The organism is Ferribacterium limneticum, assembly GCF_020510585.1.
Taxonomy (GTDB): domain Bacteria; phylum Pseudomonadota; class Gammaproteobacteria; order Burkholderiales; family Rhodocyclaceae; genus Azonexus.
Genome location: NZ_CP075190.1, coordinates 1802598 through 1826657, shown reverse-complemented (window position 1 = coordinate 1826657; position 24060 = coordinate 1802598). Strand labels below are relative to the sequence as shown.

The window sequence follows — 24060 nt, the reverse complement described above, 5'->3', positions numbered from 1 at the left end:
CCTAAAGCCTGATCACGACCTGATGTTCAGCCAGGTCATCGACCAGGGAAATCGCCCGTTCGGTTTGCTCAACGCCGTCGACAACAAAGGTGTTCCCGGTTAATTCCGGACCGGCCGGCATCTGCTGCACGGTAATGTGAAAGATCGTCGCCCGATAGCGGTAGCGCATCTTGAATCCCGGCCAATCCGCCGGCAGACAGGGCGACAGGTGCAATTTGGTGCCATCCAGCCGCAGACCAAGCAGCGATTCGACGAGCAGCCGGTACATCCAGCCGGCCGAGCCGGAATACCAGGTCCAGCCGCCACGACCGGTATGCGGAGCCAGCGCATAGACGTCGGCGGCCATCACGTACGGCTCGGCCTTGTAGGTGGCGACGGCAGTTTCCGAGCGCGCGTGGTTGACCGGATTGATCATCGCGGTCAGTTCCCAGGCCCGTTCCCTGTCGCCAAGGCTGGCAAAGGCCATCGCCGCCCAGATCGCACCGTGGGTGTATTGGCCGCCGTTTTCGCGCACGCCCGGGACGTAGCCGCGGATGTAGCCGGGATCAAGCTGGGATTTGTTGAAAGGTGGGTCGAGCAACTGGATCAGCCTGGCCTGCCGACGTACGAGGTGTTCGTCTACGGCCTGCATGGCCATCTGCCCGCGCGCCGCATTGGCTACGCCGGAGAGCACCGCCCAGCTCTGCGAGATCGAGTCGATCCGGCATTCCGGACTGGTGCTGGAGCCGAGCGGCGTGCCGTCGTCGAAATAGGCGCGACGATACCAGGCGCCATCCCAGCCCTGCTCCTCGATGTTCTGGTGCAGTCGGGCGGCTTCGCCCTGACAGAATTCGGCAAAGGCCGGATCGCCATGAATTGTCGCCACACTGCTGAACTGCCTGAGCACGTCATGGAGGAAGAAGGCGAGCCAGACGCTTTCGCCCTTGCCCAGAATGCCGACCCGGCTCATGCCGTCGTTCCAGTCGCCGGAGCCGATCAGCGGCAGGCCGTGCGCACCGAAACGCAGGCCATGGCGGATGGCACGCACGCAGTGTTCGTACAGGCTGGCCACCTCGCCCGAGCGAACCGGCAGGTCGTAGTAGGAGTCGTCTTCGGGATTGACCGGGCGGCCTTCGAGGAAATTGCTGCGTTCATCGAGCACGCCAGTGTCGGCGGTGGTCTGCACATAGCGGCAGACGGCCAGCGGCAGCCACAGGTAGTCGTCCGAACAGCGGGTGCGAACGCCGCGCCCAGCCGGCGGGTGCCACCAGTGCTGGACGTCGCCCTCGGCAAACTGGCGGCCGGCACAGAGCAGCAGATGTTCGCGGACCAGCCCCGGCTCGGTATGAACCAGCGCCATCATGTCCTGCAACTGGTCGCGGAAGCCGAAGGCGCCGCCCGACTGGTAATAGCCGCTGCGCGCCCAGATCCGGCAGGCCAGCGTCTGATAGACGAGCCAGCCATTGGCCAGCACATCAAGCGCCGGGTCGGGCGTTTCGACCTGAACGGCGCCGAGCGACTGCGTCCAGTACAGCTCGACCGCTTCGAGCGCCATGCGCCCCGCCAGCGAGCCACGGAAGCGCTGAATCAAATGGTTGGCTTCGTCGCTGCTGTGCCCGACGCCGAGGCGGAAGATGAGCTCGCGTTCCTCGCCGTCGGCCAGTTCAACCGCCATCTGGATGGCGCCGCAGGGGTCCAGCCCGGCGCCGACCTTGCCGGAAAGGCGGGCCCGTTTGAGCGCCGATGGCTCACCCAGCGAACCGTTGCGGCCGATGAATTCGTTGCGGTCGCCGGTCAGCGTGCGGCTCACTTCATCGACATCGAAGAAGGCGACGCGTCCCGAAAACTCGGGGCTGTAGGGATTGCGCGCCAGCAGCGCGCCGCTGCCGGTGGCGATCTCGGTGGTGACATGCATGGCCGTTTTGGCCCGCAAATCACCGAGCACCCACTCGACATAGCCGGTCGCCGAGATCTTCCGCGGTCGACCGGAAATATTGGCCAATTTTAAAATCGAGAATTTGACCGGCGCGTCGATGGCGACATAGACCTTGAGTTCGGAGCGTATGCCGCCGACCGAGGTTTCAAAGCTGGTCACGCCAAAACCGTGGCGGACCACGTAAGGCATGGCACCGCGGACCGGCAAGGGCGTCGGCGACCAGACGTGGCCGGTTTCCTCGTCGCGCAGGTAGATGGCTTCGCCGCCACCATCGCTGACCGGGTCGTTATGCCACGGCGTCAGGCGGAATTCGTGGGCGTTGTCGCTCCAGGTGTAGGCGCTGCCGCTTTCCGAAATCACCGTGCCGAACTGCGGATTGGCCAGCACATTGGCCCACGGCGCCGGCGTGGTGTGGCCGGCGGCCAGCGTGATGACATATTCCCGGCCATCGCCGGCAAAGCCGCCGAGGCCGTTGTAAAACTGCAGGTCAAGGCCGCTCACCGTCGCGGCCGGCGGCGCTTCCGGACGATAGCGCCGACTGGCGACCAGACGCGGCACGCGCGATTCGGGCGGGCTGCGCAGGTCGAGCTGTTCGGCCAGCGAGCCGCGACAATCGTTGATCACGGCGCGCGCCACCGATTGCAGCAGGATGCGGTCCTCGCTCGAAATCTGTTCGGCCAGCCGCACGAAAATGCCGCCCGGCTTATCGATGACGCTGGCTTCGATGCCCGAGGCGATCAGTCCCATGATCTGATCCTGCAGCCGCTGGCGATAGCCGGCGTGGTCCTCGTTCCAGATCACCAGATCGACGACCAGCCCTTTGAGGCGCCAGTAGGCGTGAGCCTGGACCAGCTGGCGGACGAGATCGATATTGGCCGCGTCGCCGATCTGCAGCAGGACGATCGGCAGGTCGCCGGAAATGGCGTAGCCCCAGAGGCCGGACTGGCCGCGCTGGTTGCGCATGAGTACCGAGGCATCGGCCCGCAGCGAGGCGTTGGCATGGATGACCGAGCTGGCCAGGCGGGCGTAAAGCTGGGCATCGGCCTCGCTGGCGTTGAGCTGGCGCAGGACGACCTGGCTGTGCGTCCAGGTCAGTTCGAAGACGCGGTCGGCGAGGTGCCGGTCCTGGTATTTCTCGACCAGGCCGAGCGCCAGGGCGCGGTTTTCGGTAATGCCGGTCACCACATCGATGGTCACCGATTGCTCGGGTTCGAGCACGATGCGATGGCGGATGGCGACGATGGGGTCGAGCACGGAGCCATGGGTGCCGGACAATTTGCCGGGTTCGACCATGGCCTGCGGCTGGGCCGTGGAACGGGTGCGGCCGATGAAGCGGGCGCGATCGGTTTCGTAGGAAACGGCACCTGAAGCCGCGTCATGCACGGCCATCAGGTGCAGCATCCACGGCGCCTGTTCGGTCAGCGAACGCGGCCGCCGGGTGCACAGCACGGCATTGCGCCTGTGCAGGATTTCCGTCTGCACAAACAGGTTGCTGAAGGCCGGGTGCAGCTCGTCGGCCGCCGCCGGCGCGATGACCGCCTCGGCATAGCTCGTCACTTCGATCTCGCGGCGCTGGCGTGAGCGGTTGGTGATGCGGGTCCGCCGGAGTTCGATGTCGTCCTCGGGCGAGACGACGATGTCGGTGTAGGTCTCGAACTCGCCATCGTCGCCGTCGAGCGAATCACGCCGGCGGAATTCGGCGCGTCCTTCGGAGAAGATCGCCTCGTAATGATCCGGCCGTTTGAGCGTCGGCTGATAAGCCGTCGACCACACGCTGCCGCTGGCCAGTTCGCGGATGTAGCAGAAGCTGCCCCAGTTGTCGCGGGTGCCGTCTTCACGCCAGCGGGTGACGGCCAGATCGTTCCAGCGGCTGTAGCCGCCGCCGGCATTGGTCACCATGACGTGGTAACGGCCATTCGACAGCAACTGGACTTCCGGAACCAGCGTATCCGGGGTGGTGAAGACGCGGATCGGCGTTTCGTCGATGCTCGAAACCGAACGCGCGTCGGCCAGTTCGGCCGTGTGCGAGAACAGCGTCGTGGCCTTGGGGATGCGCTCCTGAAGCAGGAGCAGGATGGCCTGGAACAGGCGGTCAGCGACAAAGCGACGCTGCATCGGCTGATTGAGCAGCAGGTAATCCAGCGCCAGCAGGCTCATGCCCTGGTGGTGGGCCATGAAGGAACGGACGACAACATGCGACTGGCCACGCCGCTGGCGGGCAGTCGTGTAATCGATGGCTTCGAAGAAGCCGTATTTGCCGACAAAACCTTCGTCGGCCATGCGCTGCAGGTTGAGGCAGGCCGCTTCCGGCGCCACCATCAGGGCCAGCGCCGAGGCATAGGGCGCGATGACCAGATCTTCGGCCAGCCCGCGCTTGAGGCCCAGTCCCGGCACGCCAAAGGCACGGTACTGATAGTTGAGATGCAGATCGACCGTGTTGTAGCCCGATTCGGAAACGCCCCACGGCACGCCGCGCTGCTTGCCGTACTCGATCTGCCGCGCCACGGCGGCCTTGCAGGTCTGGTCGAGCAAGGTGTTTTCGTAATTGGGCATGACCAGCATCGGCATCAGGTACTCGAACATCGAGCCGCTCCACGACAGCAGCGCCGGTTCGCCGCCGGTGCCGGTGAGCAGGCGACCGAGCGAGAACCAGCTTTCCTGCGGCAACTGCCCCTGGGCGATGGCGACGAAGTTACACAGCCGGGCTTCGGAGGCGAGCAGGTCGTAGTAGCTGGTATCGACCCGGCGTTCGGCGACGTTGTAGCCGATGGTCAAAAGGTGGCGCGCCTTGTCGAACAGGAAGTCGTAATCCATCTGCGCCAGTTCGCCGGATTGCTCGGCGAGTGCGTCGATCAGGGCGATTCTTTGGCTCGCCACATTGCCGGCCAGCACAATCTTGCGGGATAGCTCGATCAGCCAGCTGCGTTGTTCGGCGCTCAACTCCATCGCCAGATGCGTCTCGATATCCGGGCAACGCTCAGTGACCAGTCGAGCCAGGCCGCGCAGGGTCGGCAAGGCGGCCTCGTTGGCGATCCGGGCAAAAACCTCGAGCCCGGCCGGGGCAGGCGGCAGGCTCAGCCAGGGGGCGAGATGTTCCAGTTCGGCCCGCGCTTCGGCCAGTTGCCGAACGAGTGCCCGGGCCCATTCGGCGGCCTCGTTTTCCGGAATGCTTTCATCGACCACGACAAAGCTGGCTTCAACCTCGCTGAGCAATTCGTCGGCGCCCTCGCCGAGTTGCCGGAGTAGTCGAGCCATGGCCGAAATGGTCGGCGGCGGATTCAGCATCGCCGTATCGAGCAGCTTGCGCCAGGCGCCCAGCGTTCCGGCGACGGCTTCTTCGGCGCTCTCGGCGAGCAGGCCGAGCGTGTCGTTGAGGCCGGCCAGCAAGCGTGGCTGCAATATCGGCGCGTCGGCCAGTTCGAGCAGGCCACCGCGCAGGGTCAGCAGATGGCCGGCCAGGTTGCCGCTGTCGACCGTCGACACGTAAAGCAGCGGCAGCGGTTGCAGGGTCTGCGTGTCGTACCAGTTGTAGAAATGGCCGCGATAACGCTCCAGGCCGACCATGGTGCGCAGCGTGTTGGCGGTCCGCTCGAGCAGCCTGCCGGTGGTGATGTAACCAAAATCCCAGGCGCCCAGGTTGGCCAGCAGGGCCAGGCCCATATTGGTCGGCGAGGTACGGTGGGCGATGGCGGCGACCCGGTATTCCTGATAATTGTCCGGTGCCAGCCAGTTGTCGTCCGGCCCGGCGAAATGGTCGAAAAAGGCCCAGGTGCGCCGGGCGATGCGGCGCAGGAAGAAGCCCTGCTCGGCCGTCAGGTGGGCCTTGTGGGCAGCCAGCGGGCGACTCAGCCACCAGGCGATGAGCGGCGAGCTCAGCCAGAGCAGGAGGACCGGCGTGGCAATGAGCATTTCTTCCTGACTGGCGAGCACCAGCCAGGCACCCAGTCCGCCGGCCAGCAGCGGGCCGATCCACATGCTGCGCAGGCAGGCGAGCAGCTCGCTGTGATGTGCCCGTTGGCGCCCGGCCATCTGGCGCTCGACCTCGCTCGACGGATTCCATTCGAGCAGGCGACGATGCGACACGAGCAGGCGCCAGAGGGTGCGGGCGATGGCATCGAGGCTGAACCAGGCTTCGTAGGGCAGACAGGCCAGCTCGAAACCAAGCTGCCGGAAATGGCGCCAGGCCGAACCGGCCACCGCAGCCAGATGCTGGCGGAGCAGGATTTCCTCTGGTTTTCGGCTGGCATCAAGCAAGGCGGCAAAAATCGGCGGCACGACCAGGATGCCGAGGATCGATACGGTCCACCAGGCAACCGGGGCGAGCACCGTCCAGCCGAGCACGAGCAGCACGCTCAGGGCAGCCGGGACGAGGCTGCGCCGCAGGTTGTCGATGAGTTTCCACTGCGACAGGTTCGACAGCGGATTTTTATGCCGGCACATGCCCTCGCCCGGCACCGTGCGGAACAGCCAGCCAAGCAGCTGCCAGTCACCGCGCAACCAGCGATGGCGACGAATGACGTCAGCCCGGTAGCTGGCCGGGCAATCTTCGAACAACTGCACGTCGCTGAGCAGGCCGGCCCGGGCATAACAACCTTCGAGCAGATCGTGGCTGAGCACGCGGTTTTCGGGGAAACAGCCACCCAGCGTACGTTCGAAGGCTTCGATGTCGTAGATGCCCTTGCCGATGAAGGAACCTTCGCCGAAAACGTCCTGATAAACATCCGAGACGGCGCGGGTGTAGGGGTCGATGCCCGGTTCGCCGCCATAGAGCCGGGCGAGCAGCGAGCGGTTGGTACCCGGCAGGCTGACGGCAACGCGCGGCTGCAGGATGCCGTAGCCACTGACGACGCGCTGCAGCGTTTCGTCAAAATCCGGGCGATTGAGCGGATGCGCCATGGTCCCGACGAACTGGCGCGCCGTATCGCGCGGCAACTGGGTGTCGGTATCAAGCGTGATGACATAGCGCGTGCCGGCCAGCGCGGTGGTATCGCCGGCGATCAGCGAAAAGCCGTCGCGCCGGCCATTCATGAGCAGCGCATTGAGGTCGGCCAGCTTGCCGCGCTTGCGTTCGTAGCCCATCCAGACCCGTTCCTGCGGATTCCAGCGGCGCGGCCGGTGGAACAGGAAAAAGATGCTTGCTACGGTCAACCCGATTTTTTGCCCAAATTTCAAATTCAGTTCGTCGATCTTTTGCGCCGCCAACTGCATCAGGGCGGCGTCTTCCGGCAGCGTTTCCTGATCAGCATCGAGAAAATCGGTGAGCAGCGCGAAGTGCAGGCTGGGATCGCGGTTGGCCAGGAAGCGGACTTCCAGCGCCTCGATCAGGCTGTCGATGGCGGCCACGCTGGTCAGCATGGTCGGGATGACGACCAGCGTTCGCGAGCTTGGCGGAATGCCTTTGGAAAAATCCATTTTCGGCAGCGGATGCGGCGGCACGAGCAGGCTGGCCAGCCAGTTCACCAGCGACACAGCCAGCTGGCTGGTCGCCAGCAGGGCGAGCAGCCCGAGCAAAATCATCGCCCACAGCGGCAAGCCGACGGGAATGGCGCGCATGATCAGGCTGGTGGAGAGCAGGCCGGCGATCACGGTGACGCCGCCCAGGTAGATGGTCAGTGGCATGCGACTCGCTGCCCGACCGACACTCTCAAAGAACGTTTGGCGAACTTCGACCGAGGCTTCGAGCACCAGCACGCCCGCCCCGACCAGATAGAAACCGACGTGCCCGACCGGCCCGCCCTCGTCGCCTTGAGCGCCCATCCGGGCCAGTTCAACCACCTTGGCGGCGAGCGCGCCTTCGGACAGATCGGTCTTGCGGGCAATCGCTTCGGTGGCGTGGCGATAGCGGTCGCGCGTCGCAAAATCCATCTGGCCATAAACGCCGCCGGGATCATTGAGCAACGTCTGCTCGACGATGCTCTGCGTTTCGACGAAGGTCTTCCAGTCCATCGCGCCGATGACGCGCAGGCTGCCGATGCTGTTGCTGATCGAGACCTGATTGGCCGCCTGCAACTGGTTCTCGGTCTGCACCATCTGGGCAATGGTCAGGCCGGATTCGGCCAGATGCTGTTCGATCCAGGTCAGCGGCAAGGCCAGCGCCGGACCGCGCCCCTGCAGGCGACGGGCCAGTTCGGCAACGAAGGCGCTGACCATCGGCGGCTGCGAACGGGCCATGTCGGCGATGGTCAGAATCAGGTTCTTCGGGTCATGCTCGGCGGCCTCGATCATCTTGTCCGCCCACACCTCGGCCAGGTTGCGCTCCTCCCAGCCGGCGGCGATGCGCACGCCGACCCGGCGCAAGTTTTCGATGACGGCCAGGCGCAGCATGATGGGGATCGCCCACAGCTCGCCGAGGCGCAGGTCGGTGACCGTTTGATAAGCGGCGACGAAGCGGCTCAGGGTTTCCGGATCGACCCGCCCGTCGCCATGCGCCACCGTTTCCAGGGCAATGTCGTACACGCGCGGATGCCCGGCCGATGGCCCGCTGGCCAGGCGCGGCAGTTCGCGGCTGTAACCTTTGGGCAGGTGGCGCTTGGCGGTGCGAATCTGCTCTTCGATCAGGTAGAAGTTGTCGAGCAGCCATTCGCCAGCCGGCGTGATCCGGCGTTTTTCGGTAGCAACGGAAGTCAGTCGGCGACAGACATCGACCAGTGTATTTTCGTTGGCGGCCAGCCGGCCGAGCAGGCGGTCGCTGACGGTGCCGGCAGCGAGCCGGTGTGCCGCGGCCAGCGCCTTGCCGTGCTGCGCCATCTGGTCGGCGCTGTACAAGGCGGCGCGCAAGGGCGCCTCTTCAACAGGCTGAGCGGCCGACCAGTCGCTATCCCCGAAGCCTCGTGCCAGTTGGCGAAAATACTCAAAAACCGATTGGCTGGATTTCAAATCGAATCGCCTTCCCATAAACAAAAAATCTCACGATGCGTCGCGCATCGTGAGATTGACTCCTTCAATCCGACGGACCAGCCAAATTGCTGCATTGGCCGGCGGCTTCGACGTCAATTACTTGATGCGCATGTCGTTCTTGACCGAGCTCACGCCCTTGACCGCGCGAGCCAGCTCGACAGCCTTGCTGGCCGCAGCCTGCGAACTGACGAAGCCGCTCAACTGGACGATGCCCTTGTAGGTTTCGACATTGATTTCGGCGGATTTCAGGGTGGACTCGCCAAGGATGGCGGCCTTGACCTTGCTGGTGATCACCGTGTCATCGACGTATTCGCCGGTGCCTTCCGACTTTGACGTGGAGGCGCACCCGACGGCGGTGAGCAGCGTAAGGGCGAGAAACGCGGCGGACAGGTATTTGCTGAATGTATTCATGATCGACTCTCCTGATGGGGAAAACTGAATTCCCTGATTTCGGCGCCATTCATTCGTTGAGCTCCGGCACCTGAGGAATGGAGAATAGTCAGCCGGGATAAGCGTGTCGGTGCGGTGGAGCACATAGCCAGCCTGACGATGGCTGGCGCTGACTGGCTAATGCCACGGTCAACCGGAAATAATGGCCAATTTTGAAATATTCAGGGCAGGCCGCTATGGCCTCCTTCCCGCTCACTACGCCGGCGATCAATGCTCTTTCAGCAACAGGCGCTCGAACTGATCGGCCGGCACGGGATGTCCGAACAGGAAGCCCTGCCCTTCGTCGCATTGCAGCTTGCGCAGGAAGGCGAGCTGCGATTCGGTTTCGACCCCTTCGGCGATGACCCGCTGCTTGAGGCTTTTGCCCATGCCGATCATGGCATTGACGATGCTGGCATCGTCCACATCGATGTCGATATCCTGAACGAACGACTGATCGATTTTCAGCGTATTGATCGGGAAGCGCTTGAGATAGCTCAGGCTCGAATAGCCGGTCCCGAAGTCATCGATGGCCAGTTGCATGCCCATTGCCTTGAGCGATTCGAGCACGGAGGCCGACGATTCGGCGTCTTGCATCAGGATGCTTTCAGTCAGTTCCAGTTCAAGAAAACTGGGCAACATCCCGGTTTCCTTGAGGATCGTCGCCACCCCCTCGAGGAAATTCTTGTGGCGAAACTCGACGGCTGAAATATTGACCGAGACCGGCACCGCGAGCAGCCCGGAATCCTGCCAGGCGCAGACCTGCCGGCAGGCTTCACGCATTACCCAGCTGCCGATCGGCACAATTAGGCCAGACTCTTCGGCGATCGGCACGAACTGGTTCGGATAAATCAGGCCGTGCTCCGGATCCTGCCAGCGGATCAGCGCTTCGCTGCCGATCATCAGGCCGCTGGCCAGATCGATCTTGGGCTGGTAATAAAGCTGGAACTCGCCCTGCTTCAAGGCGCGGCGCAGGTTGCCTTCAATGAACAGGCGGCGAACGGCAAGGGTGTTCATCTCCGCCGTGAAAAACTGGTAATTGTTCCGGCCATTCGCCTTGGCGTGATACATCGCGGTGTCGGCGTTCTTCATGACGTCATCGGCATCCTGTCCGTCATCCGGGTAGATGCTGATGCCGATGCTCAGCGTCACGTGCAACTCGTTGCCGCAGATCAGGCAGGGCTCGGCAAAAGCCGCCAGAATTTTCTCGGCGACCGGCGCCGCATCCGGTGCCTGCTCGATTTCGGTGAGCAGGATGACGAACTCGTCGCCACCCTGCCGGCAAACCGTGTCGGTGTCGCGAACGCAGAGCTTCAGGCGTTCCGCCACCATTTGCAGCAACAGGTCGCCAACGGCGTGGCCGAGTGAATCGTTGATGTGCTTGAAATAGTCGAGGTCGATAAACATCATCGCGACCCGTTTGCTGTGCCGGCGGGCCTGACCGATGGCCCGCGAAAGGCGTTCGGTGAGCAGGACCCGGTTGGGCAGGCCGGTCAGGAAATCGTGCTGGGCCAGATGCGCCATCTTCAGTGCCATCGCCCGCGACTCGCTGACGTCGTGAAAAACGATGACGGCACCGGCCACCTGGCCATCCCGGTTATGAATCGGCGCCGCCGAATCCTCGATGGCCGATTCAAACCCGTCGCGGCGCAGCAGAATGCTGTCGGCCGCCAGCCCGACCGTGCGGTTCTCGCTGATGGCCCGTTGCGCCGGATTCGGTGCTACCTCGCGTGTCGTCCCGTCCACGATCCTGAACACCTCCGACAAGGGCCGCCCGATGGCATTTTGACAGGACCAGCCGGTCATCATCTCGGCCACCTGGTTGAGGTAGGTCACATTGCCCGGCAGGTTGGTGGTCAGGACGGCATCGCCAATCGAATTGAGCGTAACCTGGGCGCGTTCCTTTTCTTCGAACAAGGCATCTTCGGCAGCGTTACGTTCGGTAATGTCCTCGACGGTCTGGACATAGCCGCGCGGCTGCAAGCCATCGAGCATGGCCGCCGCATTGAGTCGCGCCCAGACGATGCTGCCGTCGGCCCGCAGAAAACGTGCCTTGGTGGTGAATTTTTCCTTGCCGAGGGCGGCCGCCCGCCATTCGACCAAAACGCGCTCGCGGTCATCGGGATGAATCGCCATGCGCCAGTTGGTGCCCAGCGTCTGCTCAAGGCTGAGGCCGGATATCGCTTGATACGCCTCGTTGGTATAGATGCATTCGCCATGGACGTCCGAGACGAAGATGCCGAGCGGCGAAGCATCGCTCATGGCGCGGAAGCGCGCTTCGCTGAGGGTCAGCGCCTGCCGGGTGGTCTTGCGCTCGATCAGGTAGTTCAGGGTGCGGGGCAACCAGTGGGACTCGACCTGATCCTTGACGAGGTAGTCGTCGGCGCCATTCTGCACGGCCAGTCGGGCTGTTTCCTCGTCTTCTTCCGAACTCAGGATGATGATCAGGGCATCGGGCGCCGCCTGCGCGACCTGCTCAAAAACAGCAATGCCCTGGCCGTCGGGCAGGCTGAGGTCGAGCAGGATAATCTCGAAACTTGCCTTGGCCAGAATCCCCAGGGCTTCGGAAAGGCCAACCGCCCGCTCGACCTGATACGGCTTTCCGCCCTTCCGGGCCAGTGCGGTTTCAATCAGCCTGGCCTCGTTGGCATCATCTTCAATCAGGAGAACGTCTTTCATCATTTGCTCCTGCTGAAATCGAAAATCGGGCGTCGGTTATTCGTGGGCAAGCGGCTTTTCCGTGAATAGATATTCCCTGAGCTGTCCGGAAAATCGATCATCCCTGCGCTGTATCCAGGCCAGAAGCATGGCGGCATGCTCCTTTTCCTCATCGCGGTTGTGTTCGATGATGGCCTTCAATTCTCTGTCGTGGCAGGCAGCGGCCCGCTGGTTGTACCAGTCGACCGCTTCCAGTTCCTCCATCAGGGAAACCAGCGCCCGATGCATGTCGCGGGTTGCGGCGGGTAGCTCATCGACGGGTTCGTGATAACCGACACTGGACATGGGTGGCTCCTGACTGATGTTTGGTTGGTCGATGAAAAATCAGCGGCGGCTGATCACGGCACCGATAAAGGCACCCACAGCGGCAGCGATGCCGACAATTTTCCAGGGGTTGGCGTGAACGTACGCATCGGTCGCATTGGCGGCGCCGCAGGCTTTTTCCGAAATGGCGTGGCGCGTTGCCGAAAGCTCTTCACTGACGGTGTGACCGGCGTCCTTGAGCAGATGGTCGGCCTTGCCAACGATCCCCTTGATATCCCTGACCAGCGTGTCCTTGGTGCTTTCAGTCGGGCCGGCGGTGGTGATGGTATCTGTAGTCATGATTTCTCCTGTTCTCTGCAATGGTGGGCTGGAGAGGAAGACGGGTTGCCTGGCGGGCTGCCCTTTCCATTCCTCTGACATGAATACTGGTCACTCCCGTATGCCGGGTCTGTGCGCTGGCGAACAGAACTTTGTCATGGCCTCCGTAACATGATCAGTACGGCATTGACTGTTGATGCCCTGCAATTTTTAGGAGAAAAGAAATGTCTCTGGGAACCATTCTGCTAATCGTTCTGGTCCTGTTATTGATCGGCGCCATTCCAAGCTGGCCGCACAGCCGGGGCTGGGGTTACGCACCGAGCGGTGGCATCGGACTGCTCCTGCTGATCCTGCTCGTCCTGCTCGTGCTCGGCAAAATCTAGAACTGCACCACCACACTGGAGAAATCACCACATGATGCAAAGCAAAACCACCTTCATCGCCATTTCGCTGCTCCTGGCCATCGGGCTGAGCGCTTGCGACAAGCCCGGACCGGCCGAACAGGCCGGCAAGAAAATGGACCAGGCGGCCAGCGACACCGGCAAGAAGGTCGGCGAGACCGTAGACAAGCTAGAGAACAAGATGACCGAACAAGGCGCCAAAAGCGCTCAGGCTTTCGATGACACCGAAATCACCGCCAAGGTCAAAGCCGAACTTCTCGGCGAACCCGGCCTGAAGTCGCTGCAAATCAGTGTCGACACCGTCAAGGGTGTCGTCACCCTGACCGGCACGGTCGATTCGAAAGCCAACAGCGACAAGGCCAAGGCCCGCGCAATGGCGATCGGCGGCGTCCGGGATGTCACCAACCAACTCGTCGTCACGTCGGCCAAATAAGGTCGAGCTGCCCAACAGCATCGAAGGAGAAAATCATGGAGCTGCACAAGGAATACAAGGAAAAGATGAGCGCCCAACTCAAGGAGTGGAGCGCTCAGGTCAATCTGCTGGAAGCCAAGATGGACAACTTCACAGCCGATATGAAAATCATGCGGGCGGAAGAGATTCAGGCCTTGCGCGCCAAGCAGCACGCCGTCGCCGACAAGATGAAGGAACTCAGCAAGGCGAGCGGCGAAGCCTGGGATCAGGTCAGGATAGCCGCCGACAAGATGTGGGACGACCTGAAGACCGGCCTGACCGACGCCCAGTCGAAATTCAAGTGAGCAGGAAATCGGCGCCTTCGGGCGCTTTTTTATCGGCTAAAGGCTGGCAATGAGCAGCCTCGCTGGTGCCATTCACCAAAACGGAGGAAGACAATGCGCAAACAACTGATTGTCCTGGGGATATTGCTCCATTTTGCCGTTCCGGCGCCGGCTCAGGTCAGCTTCGGCTTTGGTTTCCAGACCGATAACATCAGCATCAGCCTGTCGACCTATCCGAATCTGGTCCGCGTGCCGGGTTACCCGGTTTATTACGCCTCCGGCCTGAATTCGAACTATTTCTTCTACGACGGCCTGTACTGGGTGTTCGAGACTGATCGCTGGTATTCGAGCTCCTGGTACAACGGGCCATGGATGATGGTCGAACCGGAATATATCCCGGTCTACCTGCTGCGCGTACCGGTGCGCTATTACCGCCGTCCGCCAGATTTCTTCGTCGGCTGGCAGGCCAATTCGCCACCCCGTTGGGGCGACCACTGGGGCAACGACTGGGCACAGCACAGAAGCGGCTGGGATCGCTGGGATCGCCGCGCCATGCCGGCACCAGCCCCGCTGCCGACCTATCAGCGCCAGTATTCCGGAGATCGTTATCCATCCCGGGATCAGCAGCCGGTATTGCAGCAACGGAACTATCGCCACGAAGCCCGTGATCCGCTGGTTCGCCAGCAATTCCAGGCAGCGCCGCCACCGAGGAGTCAGCCCGAACAGGCCCCGCGCGGCAGGGAAGAGTCACAGCAAAGGAGAAATCCTGAGCCGTCGGCAGCGCCACCACGCCCCGCTCCAGCCGTCCGCCAGGAAGCCCCGGCCACCCCGCAGGCGCGGCAGCCACAGCCGCAGCGGGAACGGGAAATTCCGGAGCAGAGACAACCGCAGGCCGCTCCCCGTGTCGAACAACGCTCCGCCCCCCGCGATAACCCGCAGCCACAACGCGAGCTACAACGCGAGCCAAACCGCGAAAACATGCGGCCGCAGCCTGAACAAAACCAGCAACGCGGGCAGCCGTCAAACGAGGCCAGGCCGGCTCCTCGCCAGCAGGAAGCAGGACAGCACCCGGGGCAGCGCTCAGGGCAACAACGGGAACGGGATGATTCTGACGAACGTGGTCAGGGACGCGGGCGATAGGTCGAGAAAGCCCATGGCTTCAGGCGTTCGGGAGCTAACCCGAGCGCCTCAAGCATCGGAAAAGAGGCATCGGCCAGCAAACGGTGGAAAGCACCTTCCATGACAAGCGTCACTTTGTTGGCAAATCAAATGTGAAACCGCCACCACAAAATTGTCTGCCACCAGGAAACATCGATTCATGCCAAAAAAGAAAATCGCTCGCTTGTTGAGAAGCCCTAGCCCCGCCAATTCGCTGCACCAGGTGCTGGGACAAAGCGAGCGGGTCAAAGATATTGTCGAAGAATGTGCCGATGATCTGTCGTCAGTTAACGCCGGACTCAAGCGCGAACTGACGGACGGAGACATCTCGCCCGTTGTCGAAAACGCCCTGGAAAAAACCGAGGCCGTCGAGGGCAAGGTGCAGAATGCTTCCAAGGAGCTATCGCTGGTCAATATGGCGCTCAAGGAAGAAGTTTACGAGCGGACTATCCTGCAAGAGAAATTGGCAGCGGAGGTTAAACAGGGCGATGAAGCGCGCCATGCATCCCTCCATGATCCTCTGACCGGACTCCCCAACCGCGCGCTGTTCAACGATCGACTCGAGCACGGATTGGCTCATGCGAAACGAAATGGCGTTTCTTTGGTCGTCATGTTCCTTGATCTGGACGACTTCAAAAGCATCAACGATACGCATGGGCATGACGTCGGCGACATCGTGTTGACGACGATTGCCGGGCGGATCAAGCAAGCGTCTCGAGACGAAGACACCGTCTGCCGTCATGGTGGAGATGAGTTTCTGTACATGTTGGCGGAGATCAGAAGCGAACGGGATAGCACGACCATCGCGGAAAAGATCATCGCAATGGTTGAGGCGCCATGCGACATCCGGATACGGGACATCAACATGAGCCTGGTCATTCATCCAAGTATTGGCATAGCGAGTTTTCCGGCAGATGGCATTACTGCGGAATCGCTGGTCGCCAATGCCGACAAGGCCATGTACCAGGCAAAACGGAACAAGACCGGGTATTCGCTTTTCAGTGACTTGGCATTATCGCCAGACTGAAAGCTGGTTGCTTGGGGCCGCCCGGCAAAACCCGTCGCCTTTCGGCAACTGACGGCCGTTCAACAGCTAGCGGACAGCGGGCACGGCACCTTGATTGAGGGACACAAAGCAATAGCCAAAAAATGTCTAGAGAACCCTGCCACCCCGGATCACCCGGAGCAGGATGGCGACAATGGCGATGACCAGCAGAATGTGGATGAGTCCACCGGCGGTGTAGGCGGTGAGCAGCCCGAACAGCCACAGGATGATCAAGACAACGGCGATCGTGTAGAGCATGGTGTTTCTCCTTTTGTGACTGGTTTCAATAGCGCAAGACCCGAGCACATAGCCACTTGATCCGGTCAGTTTGCGCGACTCCGGGAGCGGGCAAGCACTCGCCCGCCCTCGTCCCGATTGCGCCTGCTCTGCGCAGGCATTCCTGACCTCAGCGCTTGATGCGGCTGATCTTGGTGCCTTCGATACTCAAACTGGCCATCAGGCCCTGCTGGTCGAAGATGAAGGCATAGGCGTCGTCTTTGAGCGTCGAAGTCGACAGGTTCTTGGCGACACCTTCATTGACGACGACGACGCTTGGGCCGACACCGAATTCCCAGCCCTTGGACTGATCGAGGTACTTGACGGCCTTGTCGCTCATCAGGAAGACAACGTAGCCGTACGATTCAGCACCGGCTTGCCAGCCCCAGGAGGCCGACACCGAGTTGTAGTAGCCGGACTGCTTGCCGCTCTTGGTCAGCACACCTTCGCCATAGCTACCACCGAAGACCAGGCCGGCTTTGAGAATTTTGGGGAAGACGAGGATGCCTTTGGCCTTCTTGGCAAGGCTTTCGGCCACCGGGTTGCTCTTGTAGAGCGATTGCAGGGCCTGGGCGGCGTCTTTGTCAAGATCTTCCGCGCTGGCAGCCATCGCCTGGCTACTCAATGTACCCATGGAAAAAGCGGTGGCAGTGATGAGAAGAAGGTTTTTCAAAACGTGGCGTCTGGTAGTCATGATCTTGTCCTGTCCGTATTGAGTTGATTGGAAATGAAGCAATCGATACCGAGGCGCACGGCCCAGTTATCTCTCGGGCATGCCCCATGAATCAATACTTGAGCTTAGGAGCATGGCCGTCCCGATACCGTTCGCTGGCGCACATAGGCGAGGCTTGCATGGGCTACACTGAAGGTGGCTGCCAAGTGTTTAGGCACGAGCGTGCGCCAACACACGGAAAACCGGCCGTAAAGTGGCTATATGTTGAACCTCCAACCGAGCGCCCAGACCCATGATCGAACCGATATTGCTTGCCGCCGCCCGTATCTCGACTTTCAATGAGAAAACCTTGCTGACCAACGCCAGCGGGTTTTTCTTCCGGCGCGACGAGCGTCTTTATCTGGTGACCAGTCGCCACGTGGTGTTCGACAAGAAAAGCAAGCATTTCCCAACCCGGATCGAGATTGAATTGCACACCAATGAGGCGAATATCGCCGAATCGACGGGCTTTTCCATTCCCCTCTACCGCGATGGCAACAGCCTCTGGCGCGAGGGCCTGGACGCAGCTGGTGACATTGACGTCGCTGTCATCGAGATCAACCGCAAGGCCCTGCCCAAGACGGCGGTCTTTCGTGCCTTCAGCCCGCGCCACCTGTTGACCAGTCTGGACCGCGTCGAAGTCGGCTCATCATTGCTCATCGTCGGCTTCCCGCTCGGCTTTCATGATGCCCTGCACCACACGCCGGTGGTCCGCCACGCCATCATCGCCTCGGCATTCGGGATGCGCTTTCAGGGCGAAGGATTTTTTCTGACCGATGCGCGCACCCATCGCGGCAGCAGCGGCGCGCCAGTCGTCATGCGCATTGCCCAGACCACGCCGGCCCACGGCGATCTGCCATGGATGCTGCTCGGCATTCATTCGTCCCGCTTCGATGTCGGCAATCGCGATCTGATCGAGGACGAGGCATTGGGCCTGAACGGCGCCTGGTACGCCGACATCCTCCTCAAGCTGACGGAAGTCTAACAAGCGAGGTTCAGTGCCCCGTTCGGGTCAGGTTTTCTGCCTTTAGACCGCGCAATATCTTCTGATAAGCCTCGGCAAACAGCAGCACCCCGTCTACCTGCAGACTATGGCCAACGGCATCGAGATCGATGCCCAGCTCCATCAGCGCCTGAACGTGAATCTGCGCTTCGTCCAGACCTTCCTTCAATTTATTGGCGACCTGGCCATGTTTCCGGAAAGCGGCCAGCGTGGCGTCGGGTAGCGTATTGATGCTTTCCGGACCGATCAGCGGTTCGACATAAAGCACGTCGCTGTACGCCAGATTCTTGCTGCCGGTGCTCGCCCACAGCGGCGTTTGCGGCCGTATGCCGGCCAAGCGCAGCAGGGCGAAATCAGGTCCATGAAAAATATCCCGGTAGCGGCCATGGCAGCATTTGGCCAGGGCGACACCGGATCGCCCGCTGAGCCGTGCGGCATGCATCGTCCCCAGGGCATCGAGACGTTTATCGACCGCGGTATCGACGCGACTCAGGAAGACGCTGGCCACCGAGCGCAAATGCCGGGCTTGGCCGCCGCTTTCCAGCCAGCGCAATGCCCCGCGCAGATAGGCCTGGACCACGGCCTCGTACTGGGCCAGCGAAAAGATCAGGGTGACGTTGACCGACACACCTTCTGCGGTCAACCGGGAAAAAGCCTCAATTCCGGAAGGAGTGGCCGGCACTTTGATCAGGACGTTGTCCAGGCCGACCTGTTGCAGCAGACGGCGCGCCGCGGCGACGGTGCCTATCGTATCGTCGGCCAGCGCTGGCGACACCTCAAGGCTGACGTAACCGGCTTCTCCCCGACTCTCCCGAAAAGCCGGCAGCAACATGGCGCAGGCCGCCCGGATGTCGGCGATGACCAGCGATTCGTAACAGGCCTCGGCATCGAGTCCGGCACCGCGCAGGCGTTCCAGATCCTCACGGTAATAGGTCCCGTTGGCGATGGCTTTCTCGAAAATGGATGGATTCGAGGTCACGCCATCAATGCCGTCCTCGTTGATCAGGCGCTGCAGGCCACCCTCGCGGAGCAGAGTGCGCGACAGGTTGTCGAGCCAGATGTGCTGGCCGATGGCCTTGAGTTCAAGTAGCGGATTCTGGCTCATGACTTTGCTCCCGACCATTGCCATTCGAGGATTTCCGGCATGTCTTCGCCGTGTTCGAGGATGTATTGCGCGTGCTCGTTGAGCTTGTCGCGCATCGCCTGCTTGATGTGCGCCGCCTGCGCCTGCAGCTTGGGTACGCGACTGGCCACATCCATGACCAGATGAAAACGGTCAAGGGTGTTGAGGACGACCATGTCGAACGGCGTCGTCGTCGTGCCCTCCTCCTTGTAGCCGCGGACGTGCAGCCGGGCGTGGTTGGTCCGCCGGTAAGTCAGCCGGTGGATCAGCCACGGATAGCCGTGGTAGGCGAAGATGATCGGCTTGTCGGCCGTAAACAGCGAGTCGAATTCGTCGCTCGACAGGCCATGCGGGTGCTCTTCCTGCGGTTGCAGGGTCATCAGGTCGACGACGTTGATGAAGCGAATTTTCAAGCTTGGCGCCAGTCTGTGCAGGATGTCGATGGCGGCGAGCATTTCGAGTGTCGGCACGTCGCCGGCCGACGCCAGCACAATATCCGGCTCGCCCGGCTGGTCGTTGCAGGCCCATTCCCAGAGACCGATGCCGGCGCTGGCGTGGTTGATTGCGGCTTCCATGTCCAGCCACTGCCAGTCCGGCTGCTTGCCGGCGACGATGACATTGACCAGGTTGCGGCTCTTCAGGCAGCGGTCGGTGACGTAGAGCAGCGTGTTGGCATCGGGCGGCAGATAGACGCGGATGATGTCGGCCTTCTTGTTCACCACGTGGTCGATGAAGCCCGGATCCTGGTGCGAAAAGCCGTTGTGATCCTGGCGCCAGACGTGCGAGGTGAGCAGGATGTTGAGCGAGGCAATCGGCCGCCGCCAGGGAATCTCGCCACACATCTTGAGCCACTTGGCGTGCTGATTGAACATCGAATCGACGATGTGGATAAAGGCTTCGTAGCACGAGAACAGGCCGTGCCGGCCGGTCAGCAGGTAGCCTTCGAGCCAGCCCTGGCAGGCGTGTTCGGACAGCACTTCCATGACCCGGCCATCGGGCGCCAGATGGTCGTCGCCGGCCAGATGTTCGGCCATCCAGCTGCGGTTGGTGACCTCGAACAAGGCACCGAGACGGTTGGAAGCAGTTTCATCCGGCCCGAAGACGCGGAAGTTGTCGGGGTTCTGGCGCATCACGTCGCGCAGGAAAACGCCCATGGCGCGCGTCGCCTCGGCCACCGAACCACCCGGCGTCGGCACCGCCACGGCGTAGTCGCGATAATCGGGCAGACGCAGGTCGCGCAACAGGGCGCCACCATTGGCGTGCAGGTTGGCACCCATGCGCCGCTGGCCGAGGGGGGCCAACGCGGCGATCTCGGGCATCAGCCGGCCACCGTTATCGAACAGTTCGGCCGGCTTGTAGGAGGCCATCCATTCGCCCAGCAATTGCACGTGTTCCGGCTTGTCCATGTCGCTGAACGGCACCTGATGCGAACGCCAGGAGCCTTCGCTCTGCTTGCCATCGACCGTTTTCGGCCCGGTCCACCCTTTCGGCGAACGCAGGATGATCATCGGCCAGCGCGGACGGCTCTCATCGCCGCCTTCGCGCGCCTTGCGCTGGATGGCGGCAATGCTGGCAATGGCCGTGTCGACCGCAGCCGCCATCAACTGGTGCATGGTTTCCGGGTCGTCACCCTCGACGAAAATGGGCTGGTAGCCGTAGCCGACGAACAGGCATTCCAGCTCGCTGTGGCTGATCCGGGCCAGGATGGTCGGGTTGGCGATCTTGTAGCCGTTGAGGTGGAGAATGGGCAGCACGGCGCCATCGGTGCGCGGATTGAGGAATTTATTCGAATGCCAGGAGGTCGCCAGCGGCCCGGTCTCCGCCTCGCCGTCGCCGACGACGCAGCAGGTGATCAGGTGCGGATTGTCGAACACGGCGCCGTAGGCATGGAACAGCGCGTAACCCAGTTCGCCGCCTTCGTGGATTGATCCCGGCGTGTCCGGCGAGGCGTGGCTGGGAATGCCGCCGGGGAAGGAAAACTGCTTGAACAGCCGGCGGATGCCCTCTTCGTCCTGCGAGATATCCTGGTAAAACTCGCTGTAGCTACCCTCCAGCCAGGTATTCGCCACCACTCCGGGGCCACCGTGGCCGGGGCCGGCGATGAAGATCATGTCGAGGTCGTACTGCTTGATCGCCCGGTTCATGTGCACGTAGATGAAGTTCAAACCCGGCGTCGTACCCCAGTGGCCGAGCAGGCGCGGCTTGATGTTGGCCAGGCTGAGCGGAGTTTTGAGCAGCGGGTTATCGAGCAGGTAGATCTGGCCGACCGACAGGTAGTTGGCGGCGCGCCACCAGGCGTTCATCTGGTCGAGTTCGTCGGCGGCGAGAGGCGTAGCAGTCGAGGTCATGGCATTTTCCTTGATTGAGTCATGGACGCGTCGGCAACATGCGGCGCAGCGTGTTGTCCCGCTGGACATAATGATGAAACAGGGCAGCCAGAGCGTGCAGGCCGATGACGAAATACCCGATCGTCCCGCCGGTTTCATGAAGTACCTTGCTCCAGTCAGCCAGTCCTTTGTCTTCAGCAACCAGTGCCGGCAGTTGCCAGCCGAAAAACGGGATAGCCTTGCCTTCGGCACTCAGTATCAGCCAGCCCAGCACCGGCAAGGCGATCATCAGCCCGTAGAGCGCGACATGCACCAGCTTGCCCGGCACGCTTTGCCAGGCCGGCGAGGCTGGCACGACGCGGGGTACTGGCCCCGTTATATGGGCAACAAGGCGAATCCAGACCACCAGGAATACCGAGAGACCCAAACTGAAGTGCCAGAATTTCAGGGCCTCGCGCAGATCGCTGCCTTTGGGAAAGAACTCTCGCAGATCGATGCAGGCATAGACCGCGACAAGTTGCAGCAACATCAACCAATGCAGTCCGATGGATAACAAGCCATACCGCTCGTTCGTATTTCGCCATTCCATGATTTGAATCCTCGTTAAAGTATTTCCCGCCCAGCGCCAAGCCAGTCAATTCCTGCCCATCGCCTGAAGCCGGGCTTGCAGGGCATCGAGTTCGTCGAGCAGTTGCAGGGCCAGCGCGGCGCCGGCCAGATTGACGCCGAGATCGCGTTGCAGGCGGATGGCGACCGTGGCACGCCGCAGGTGGGTGCCGGTGAAACGCCAGCGGTGCGGCTCGCGGCCAATGGGTGACAACACGCCTTCGTCGACCAGTTCGACAATGGTTTCAACCCGCACGGCACAGGCTTGGCAGACTTCGCTGATGGTCAGGTCGGTCTGCTCTTCGAGAATGATGGCGCTCGGTTGCGGCAGCATCTTGTCCATGCTTATGCTCCCAGTCTGGACCACGGTTTGAAGGATTTGAACTGCTCGGCCATGCTGGCGTAGAAAGCCCGGTCGGCGTCGCTGTCAGCCGTCGGCAAAACCACCTGCAAGACAACGTAGAAGTCGCCCGGCGTGTTGCCCGGAATGCCTTTGCCCTTGAGCCGCAGCTTGCTGCCGGATTTCGAATTTGGCGGAATTTTCAGGTCGACCATAGCGTTTGGGATCGGCACGCTGACCGTCGCCCCCAGCGCCGCTTCCCATGGCGCCAGCGGCAAATCGAGAAAGACATCGCGCTGCTCGACCCGGAAATGGGCGTGCGGATTGAACGCCACCTCGAGATAGAGATCGCCGGCCTTGCCCTGCCCGATGCCCGGTGCGCCCTGCCCGGCCAGACGAATGTGCTGCCCGGCCCGAACGCCGCGCGGAATGGTGACATTGAGCTGATGCGAGCGCATCGTCACCCGGCCGTTGGCATCCACCTCGGGCGTACGGAGCGTGATGATCCGGGTCGCACCGCTGTAGGCGTCGGCCAGATCGATCATGACCTGGGCGTGCCGGTCCTCGCCGCGGGCATGAAACTCTCGCTGGCCCCGGCTTGTACCGGCAAAACCATGGCCATACAGGGATTCGAAAAAATCGCTGAAATCCTCGGCGCCCTTGCCGTTCCCGCCATCGCCGGAAAACTCGAAACCGGCATTCCAGTCCGGCGGCGGCCGGAAATCCTGCCCGGCCTGCCAGTTGGCGCCCAACCGGTCGTAGGCGGCACGCTTTTCGATATCCTTGAGCACCGCGTTGGCCTCGCCGAGTTCCTTGAAACGCGCCTCGGCCGCCGGATCCTTGCTGACGTCCGGATGGTATTTGCGCGCCAGTTGCCGATAGGCGCGCTTGATCTCGTCCTGGGTCGCGTCGCGCGCCACCCCCATGATCTTGTAGTAATCCTTGAATTCCATCAGATGGATTCGCTCAATCCGGCTTTTTCTCGCCAGAAGGCGCAGCGGATTCCACCGGGTTTGGCGTCACCGTTTCTTCCCTGGCCCCAGCCGGCGCATCGGCCGAGCCGGGAACGATCGGCGTCCAATGACAACACCCCGCTTGTGTGGCGAGGTGGCGAGTGGGTTTGAGGTGTTCGTGTTCTATTTCGTCATTCATCTGCGACCTCCAATACCAGGGCAGCCCTGTGCTGCCACGACGACTATGCAGTCCGAATGAAAACAATTCAGTGCGCCAGCCAACATAGACAACGGGAATTGAGGCTGTGTGCGTTGGCGAACAGAAACCGGCTCCCCTCCGGCGCACCATGCTTGTTCCCTTTCCCCCCGGAGGCGCCCCAAATGACCACGCAATCAAGCTTCAGCCGCCTGTTCAGCCGCCTGGTCCCGCTGGCAATGCTGCTGGCAGCGGCCAATCTGTACGCCGAGTCGCCCATCTCGATTTCTCTGAGCGGTGCGGCCGAGGTGCCCCCCGTCACTACTTCGGCAACCGGCAAGGTGAATATCAGCGTCCTGCCCAATCGCTCGGTTAGCGGCAGTATTGACATCTCGGACATGGTGCCGACGATGGCGCATATCCACGAGGGCGCGGTCGGCAAGAATGGGCCGCCGATCGTTACCCTGATCAAAAAGGGCGACAAGGCATTCACGGTACCCGCCGACGCCAGGCTGAGCGAAGCCCAGTACACCGCCTATCTGGCTGGCAATCTGTACGTCAACGTCCATAGCGAGGCCCACCCGAACGGCGAAATCCGGGCGCAACTGCCGGGCAAGCCGATACGCATCGCCAACTGACCAGTC

The 24060-nt window shown here is 61.9% G+C and carries 20 protein-coding genes; 7 read left to right on the top strand and 13 right to left on the bottom strand.

The window, feature by feature from the left end; all coding sequences use genetic code 11:
- Position 1: 1 nt before the first annotated feature.
- From KI613_RS08930 to KI613_RS08910, 5 genes are all read right to left on the bottom strand, one after another.
- Complete coding sequence (locus tag KI613_RS08930; RefSeq protein ID WP_226405094.1) at positions 2 to 8791, bottom strand: GH36-type glycosyl hydrolase domain-containing protein; 8790 nt, start codon at positions 8789 to 8791, stop codon at positions 2 to 4.
- A 117-nt stretch (positions 8792 to 8908) separates the two neighbouring features.
- Complete coding sequence (locus KI613_RS08925) at positions 8909 to 9223, bottom strand: BON domain-containing protein (protein WP_226405092.1); 315 nt, start codon at positions 9221 to 9223, stop codon at positions 8909 to 8911.
- A 246-nt stretch (positions 9224 to 9469) separates the two neighbouring features.
- Complete coding sequence (locus KI613_RS08920; RefSeq protein ID WP_226405090.1) at positions 9470 to 11920, bottom strand: EAL domain-containing protein; 2451 nt, start codon at positions 11918 to 11920, stop codon at positions 9470 to 9472.
- Positions 11921 to 11956: 36 nt separating this feature from the next.
- Positions 11957 to 12244 carry a ferritin family protein gene (locus KI613_RS08915; RefSeq protein ID WP_226405088.1) on the bottom strand — a complete coding sequence of 96 codons (288 nt, stop codon included), beginning with the start codon at positions 12242 to 12244 and terminating at the stop codon, positions 11957 to 11959.
- 39 nt (positions 12245 to 12283) lie between these two features.
- Entirely contained in the window at positions 12284 to 12562 is a 279-nt protein-coding gene (locus KI613_RS08910) for a DUF883 family protein (RefSeq protein WP_226405087.1), read from the bottom strand.
- 203 nt (positions 12563 to 12765) lie between these two features.
- Between KI613_RS08910 and KI613_RS08905 the strand changes: the two genes are divergently transcribed.
- The 5 genes from KI613_RS08905 (at position 12766) to KI613_RS08885 (ending at position 15862) form a co-directional block, all read left to right on the top strand.
- A complete protein-coding gene (locus KI613_RS08905; protein ID WP_226405086.1) occupies positions 12766 to 12924 on the top strand; it encodes a DUF3309 family protein in 159 nt (52 codons plus the stop codon).
- Between the two features lie 31 nt (positions 12925 to 12955).
- The gene (locus KI613_RS08900; protein ID WP_226405085.1) at positions 12956 to 13375 is read left to right on the top strand and encodes a BON domain-containing protein; all 420 of its coding nucleotides are present in this window, start codon (positions 12956 to 12958) and stop codon (positions 13373 to 13375) included.
- Between the two features lie 35 nt (positions 13376 to 13410).
- Positions 13411 to 13698, top strand: a complete 288-nt coding sequence (locus tag KI613_RS08895; protein ID WP_226405084.1) for a sll1863 family stress response protein — start codon at positions 13411 to 13413, stop codon at positions 13696 to 13698.
- Between the two features lie 93 nt (positions 13699 to 13791).
- Positions 13792 to 14817 carry a hypothetical protein gene (locus tag KI613_RS08890; protein WP_226405083.1) on the top strand — a complete coding sequence of 342 codons (1026 nt, stop codon included), beginning with the start codon at positions 13792 to 13794 and terminating at the stop codon, positions 14815 to 14817.
- A 178-nt stretch (positions 14818 to 14995) separates the two neighbouring features.
- Positions 14996 to 15862: a GGDEF domain-containing protein gene (locus KI613_RS08885; protein ID WP_226405082.1), complete on the top strand. Its 867-nt coding sequence runs from the start codon at positions 14996 to 14998 to the stop codon at positions 15860 to 15862.
- Between the two features lie 126 nt (positions 15863 to 15988).
- On the opposite strand, the gene KI613_RS08880 is transcribed toward KI613_RS08885, so the two are convergent.
- Positions 15989 to 16138: a lmo0937 family membrane protein gene (locus KI613_RS08880; protein WP_226405081.1), complete on the bottom strand. Its 150-nt coding sequence runs from the start codon at positions 16136 to 16138 to the stop codon at positions 15989 to 15991.
- A 148-nt stretch (positions 16139 to 16286) separates the two neighbouring features.
- On the bottom strand, positions 16287 to 16850 hold the full coding sequence (locus tag KI613_RS08875) for a lipid-binding SYLF domain-containing protein (protein WP_226405080.1): 564 nt from the start codon (positions 16848 to 16850) through the stop codon (positions 16287 to 16289).
- Between the two features lie 271 nt (positions 16851 to 17121).
- Between KI613_RS08875 and KI613_RS08870 the strand changes: the two genes are divergently transcribed.
- Positions 17122 to 17853, top strand: a complete 732-nt coding sequence (locus KI613_RS08870) for a S1 family peptidase (protein ID WP_226405079.1) — start codon at positions 17122 to 17124, stop codon at positions 17851 to 17853.
- Between the two features lie 10 nt (positions 17854 to 17863).
- On the opposite strand, the gene tal is transcribed toward KI613_RS08870, so the two are convergent.
- From tal to KI613_RS08840, 6 genes are read right to left on the bottom strand one after another with little or no spacing between them, the layout of a single operon-like run.
- Complete coding sequence (gene tal, locus KI613_RS08865; protein WP_226405078.1) at positions 17864 to 18976, bottom strand: transaldolase; 1113 nt, start codon at positions 18974 to 18976, stop codon at positions 17864 to 17866.
- Positions 18973 to 21342: a phosphoketolase family protein gene (locus KI613_RS08860; RefSeq protein ID WP_226405077.1), complete on the bottom strand. Its 2370-nt coding sequence runs from the start codon at positions 21340 to 21342 to the stop codon at positions 18973 to 18975. Before KI613_RS08860 ends, tal begins: the two co-directional genes overlap by 4 nt.
- Before the next feature lie 19 nt (positions 21343 to 21361).
- Entirely contained in the window at positions 21362 to 21910 is a 549-nt protein-coding gene (locus KI613_RS08855; RefSeq protein WP_226405076.1) for a cytochrome b, read from the bottom strand.
- Positions 21911 to 21955: 45 nt separating this feature from the next.
- Positions 21956 to 22270 carry a chaperone modulator CbpM gene (locus KI613_RS08850; protein WP_226405074.1) on the bottom strand — a complete coding sequence of 105 codons (315 nt, stop codon included), beginning with the start codon at positions 22268 to 22270 and terminating at the stop codon, positions 21956 to 21958.
- 2 nt (positions 22271 to 22272) lie between these two features.
- Entirely contained in the window at positions 22273 to 23220 is a 948-nt protein-coding gene (locus tag KI613_RS08845) for a DnaJ C-terminal domain-containing protein (protein WP_226405072.1), read from the bottom strand.
- Positions 23221 to 23233: 13 nt separating this feature from the next.
- Positions 23234 to 23419: a hypothetical protein gene (locus KI613_RS08840; protein WP_226405071.1), complete on the bottom strand. Its 186-nt coding sequence runs from the start codon at positions 23417 to 23419 to the stop codon at positions 23234 to 23236.
- Between the two features lie 182 nt (positions 23420 to 23601).
- Here KI613_RS08840 and KI613_RS08835 point away from each other — a divergent pair, with 182 nt between their 5' ends.
- Positions 23602 to 24054: a CHRD domain-containing protein gene (locus KI613_RS08835; RefSeq protein ID WP_226405070.1), complete on the top strand. Its 453-nt coding sequence runs from the start codon at positions 23602 to 23604 to the stop codon at positions 24052 to 24054.
- The last annotated feature ends 6 nt before the right edge of the window (positions 24055 to 24060 follow it).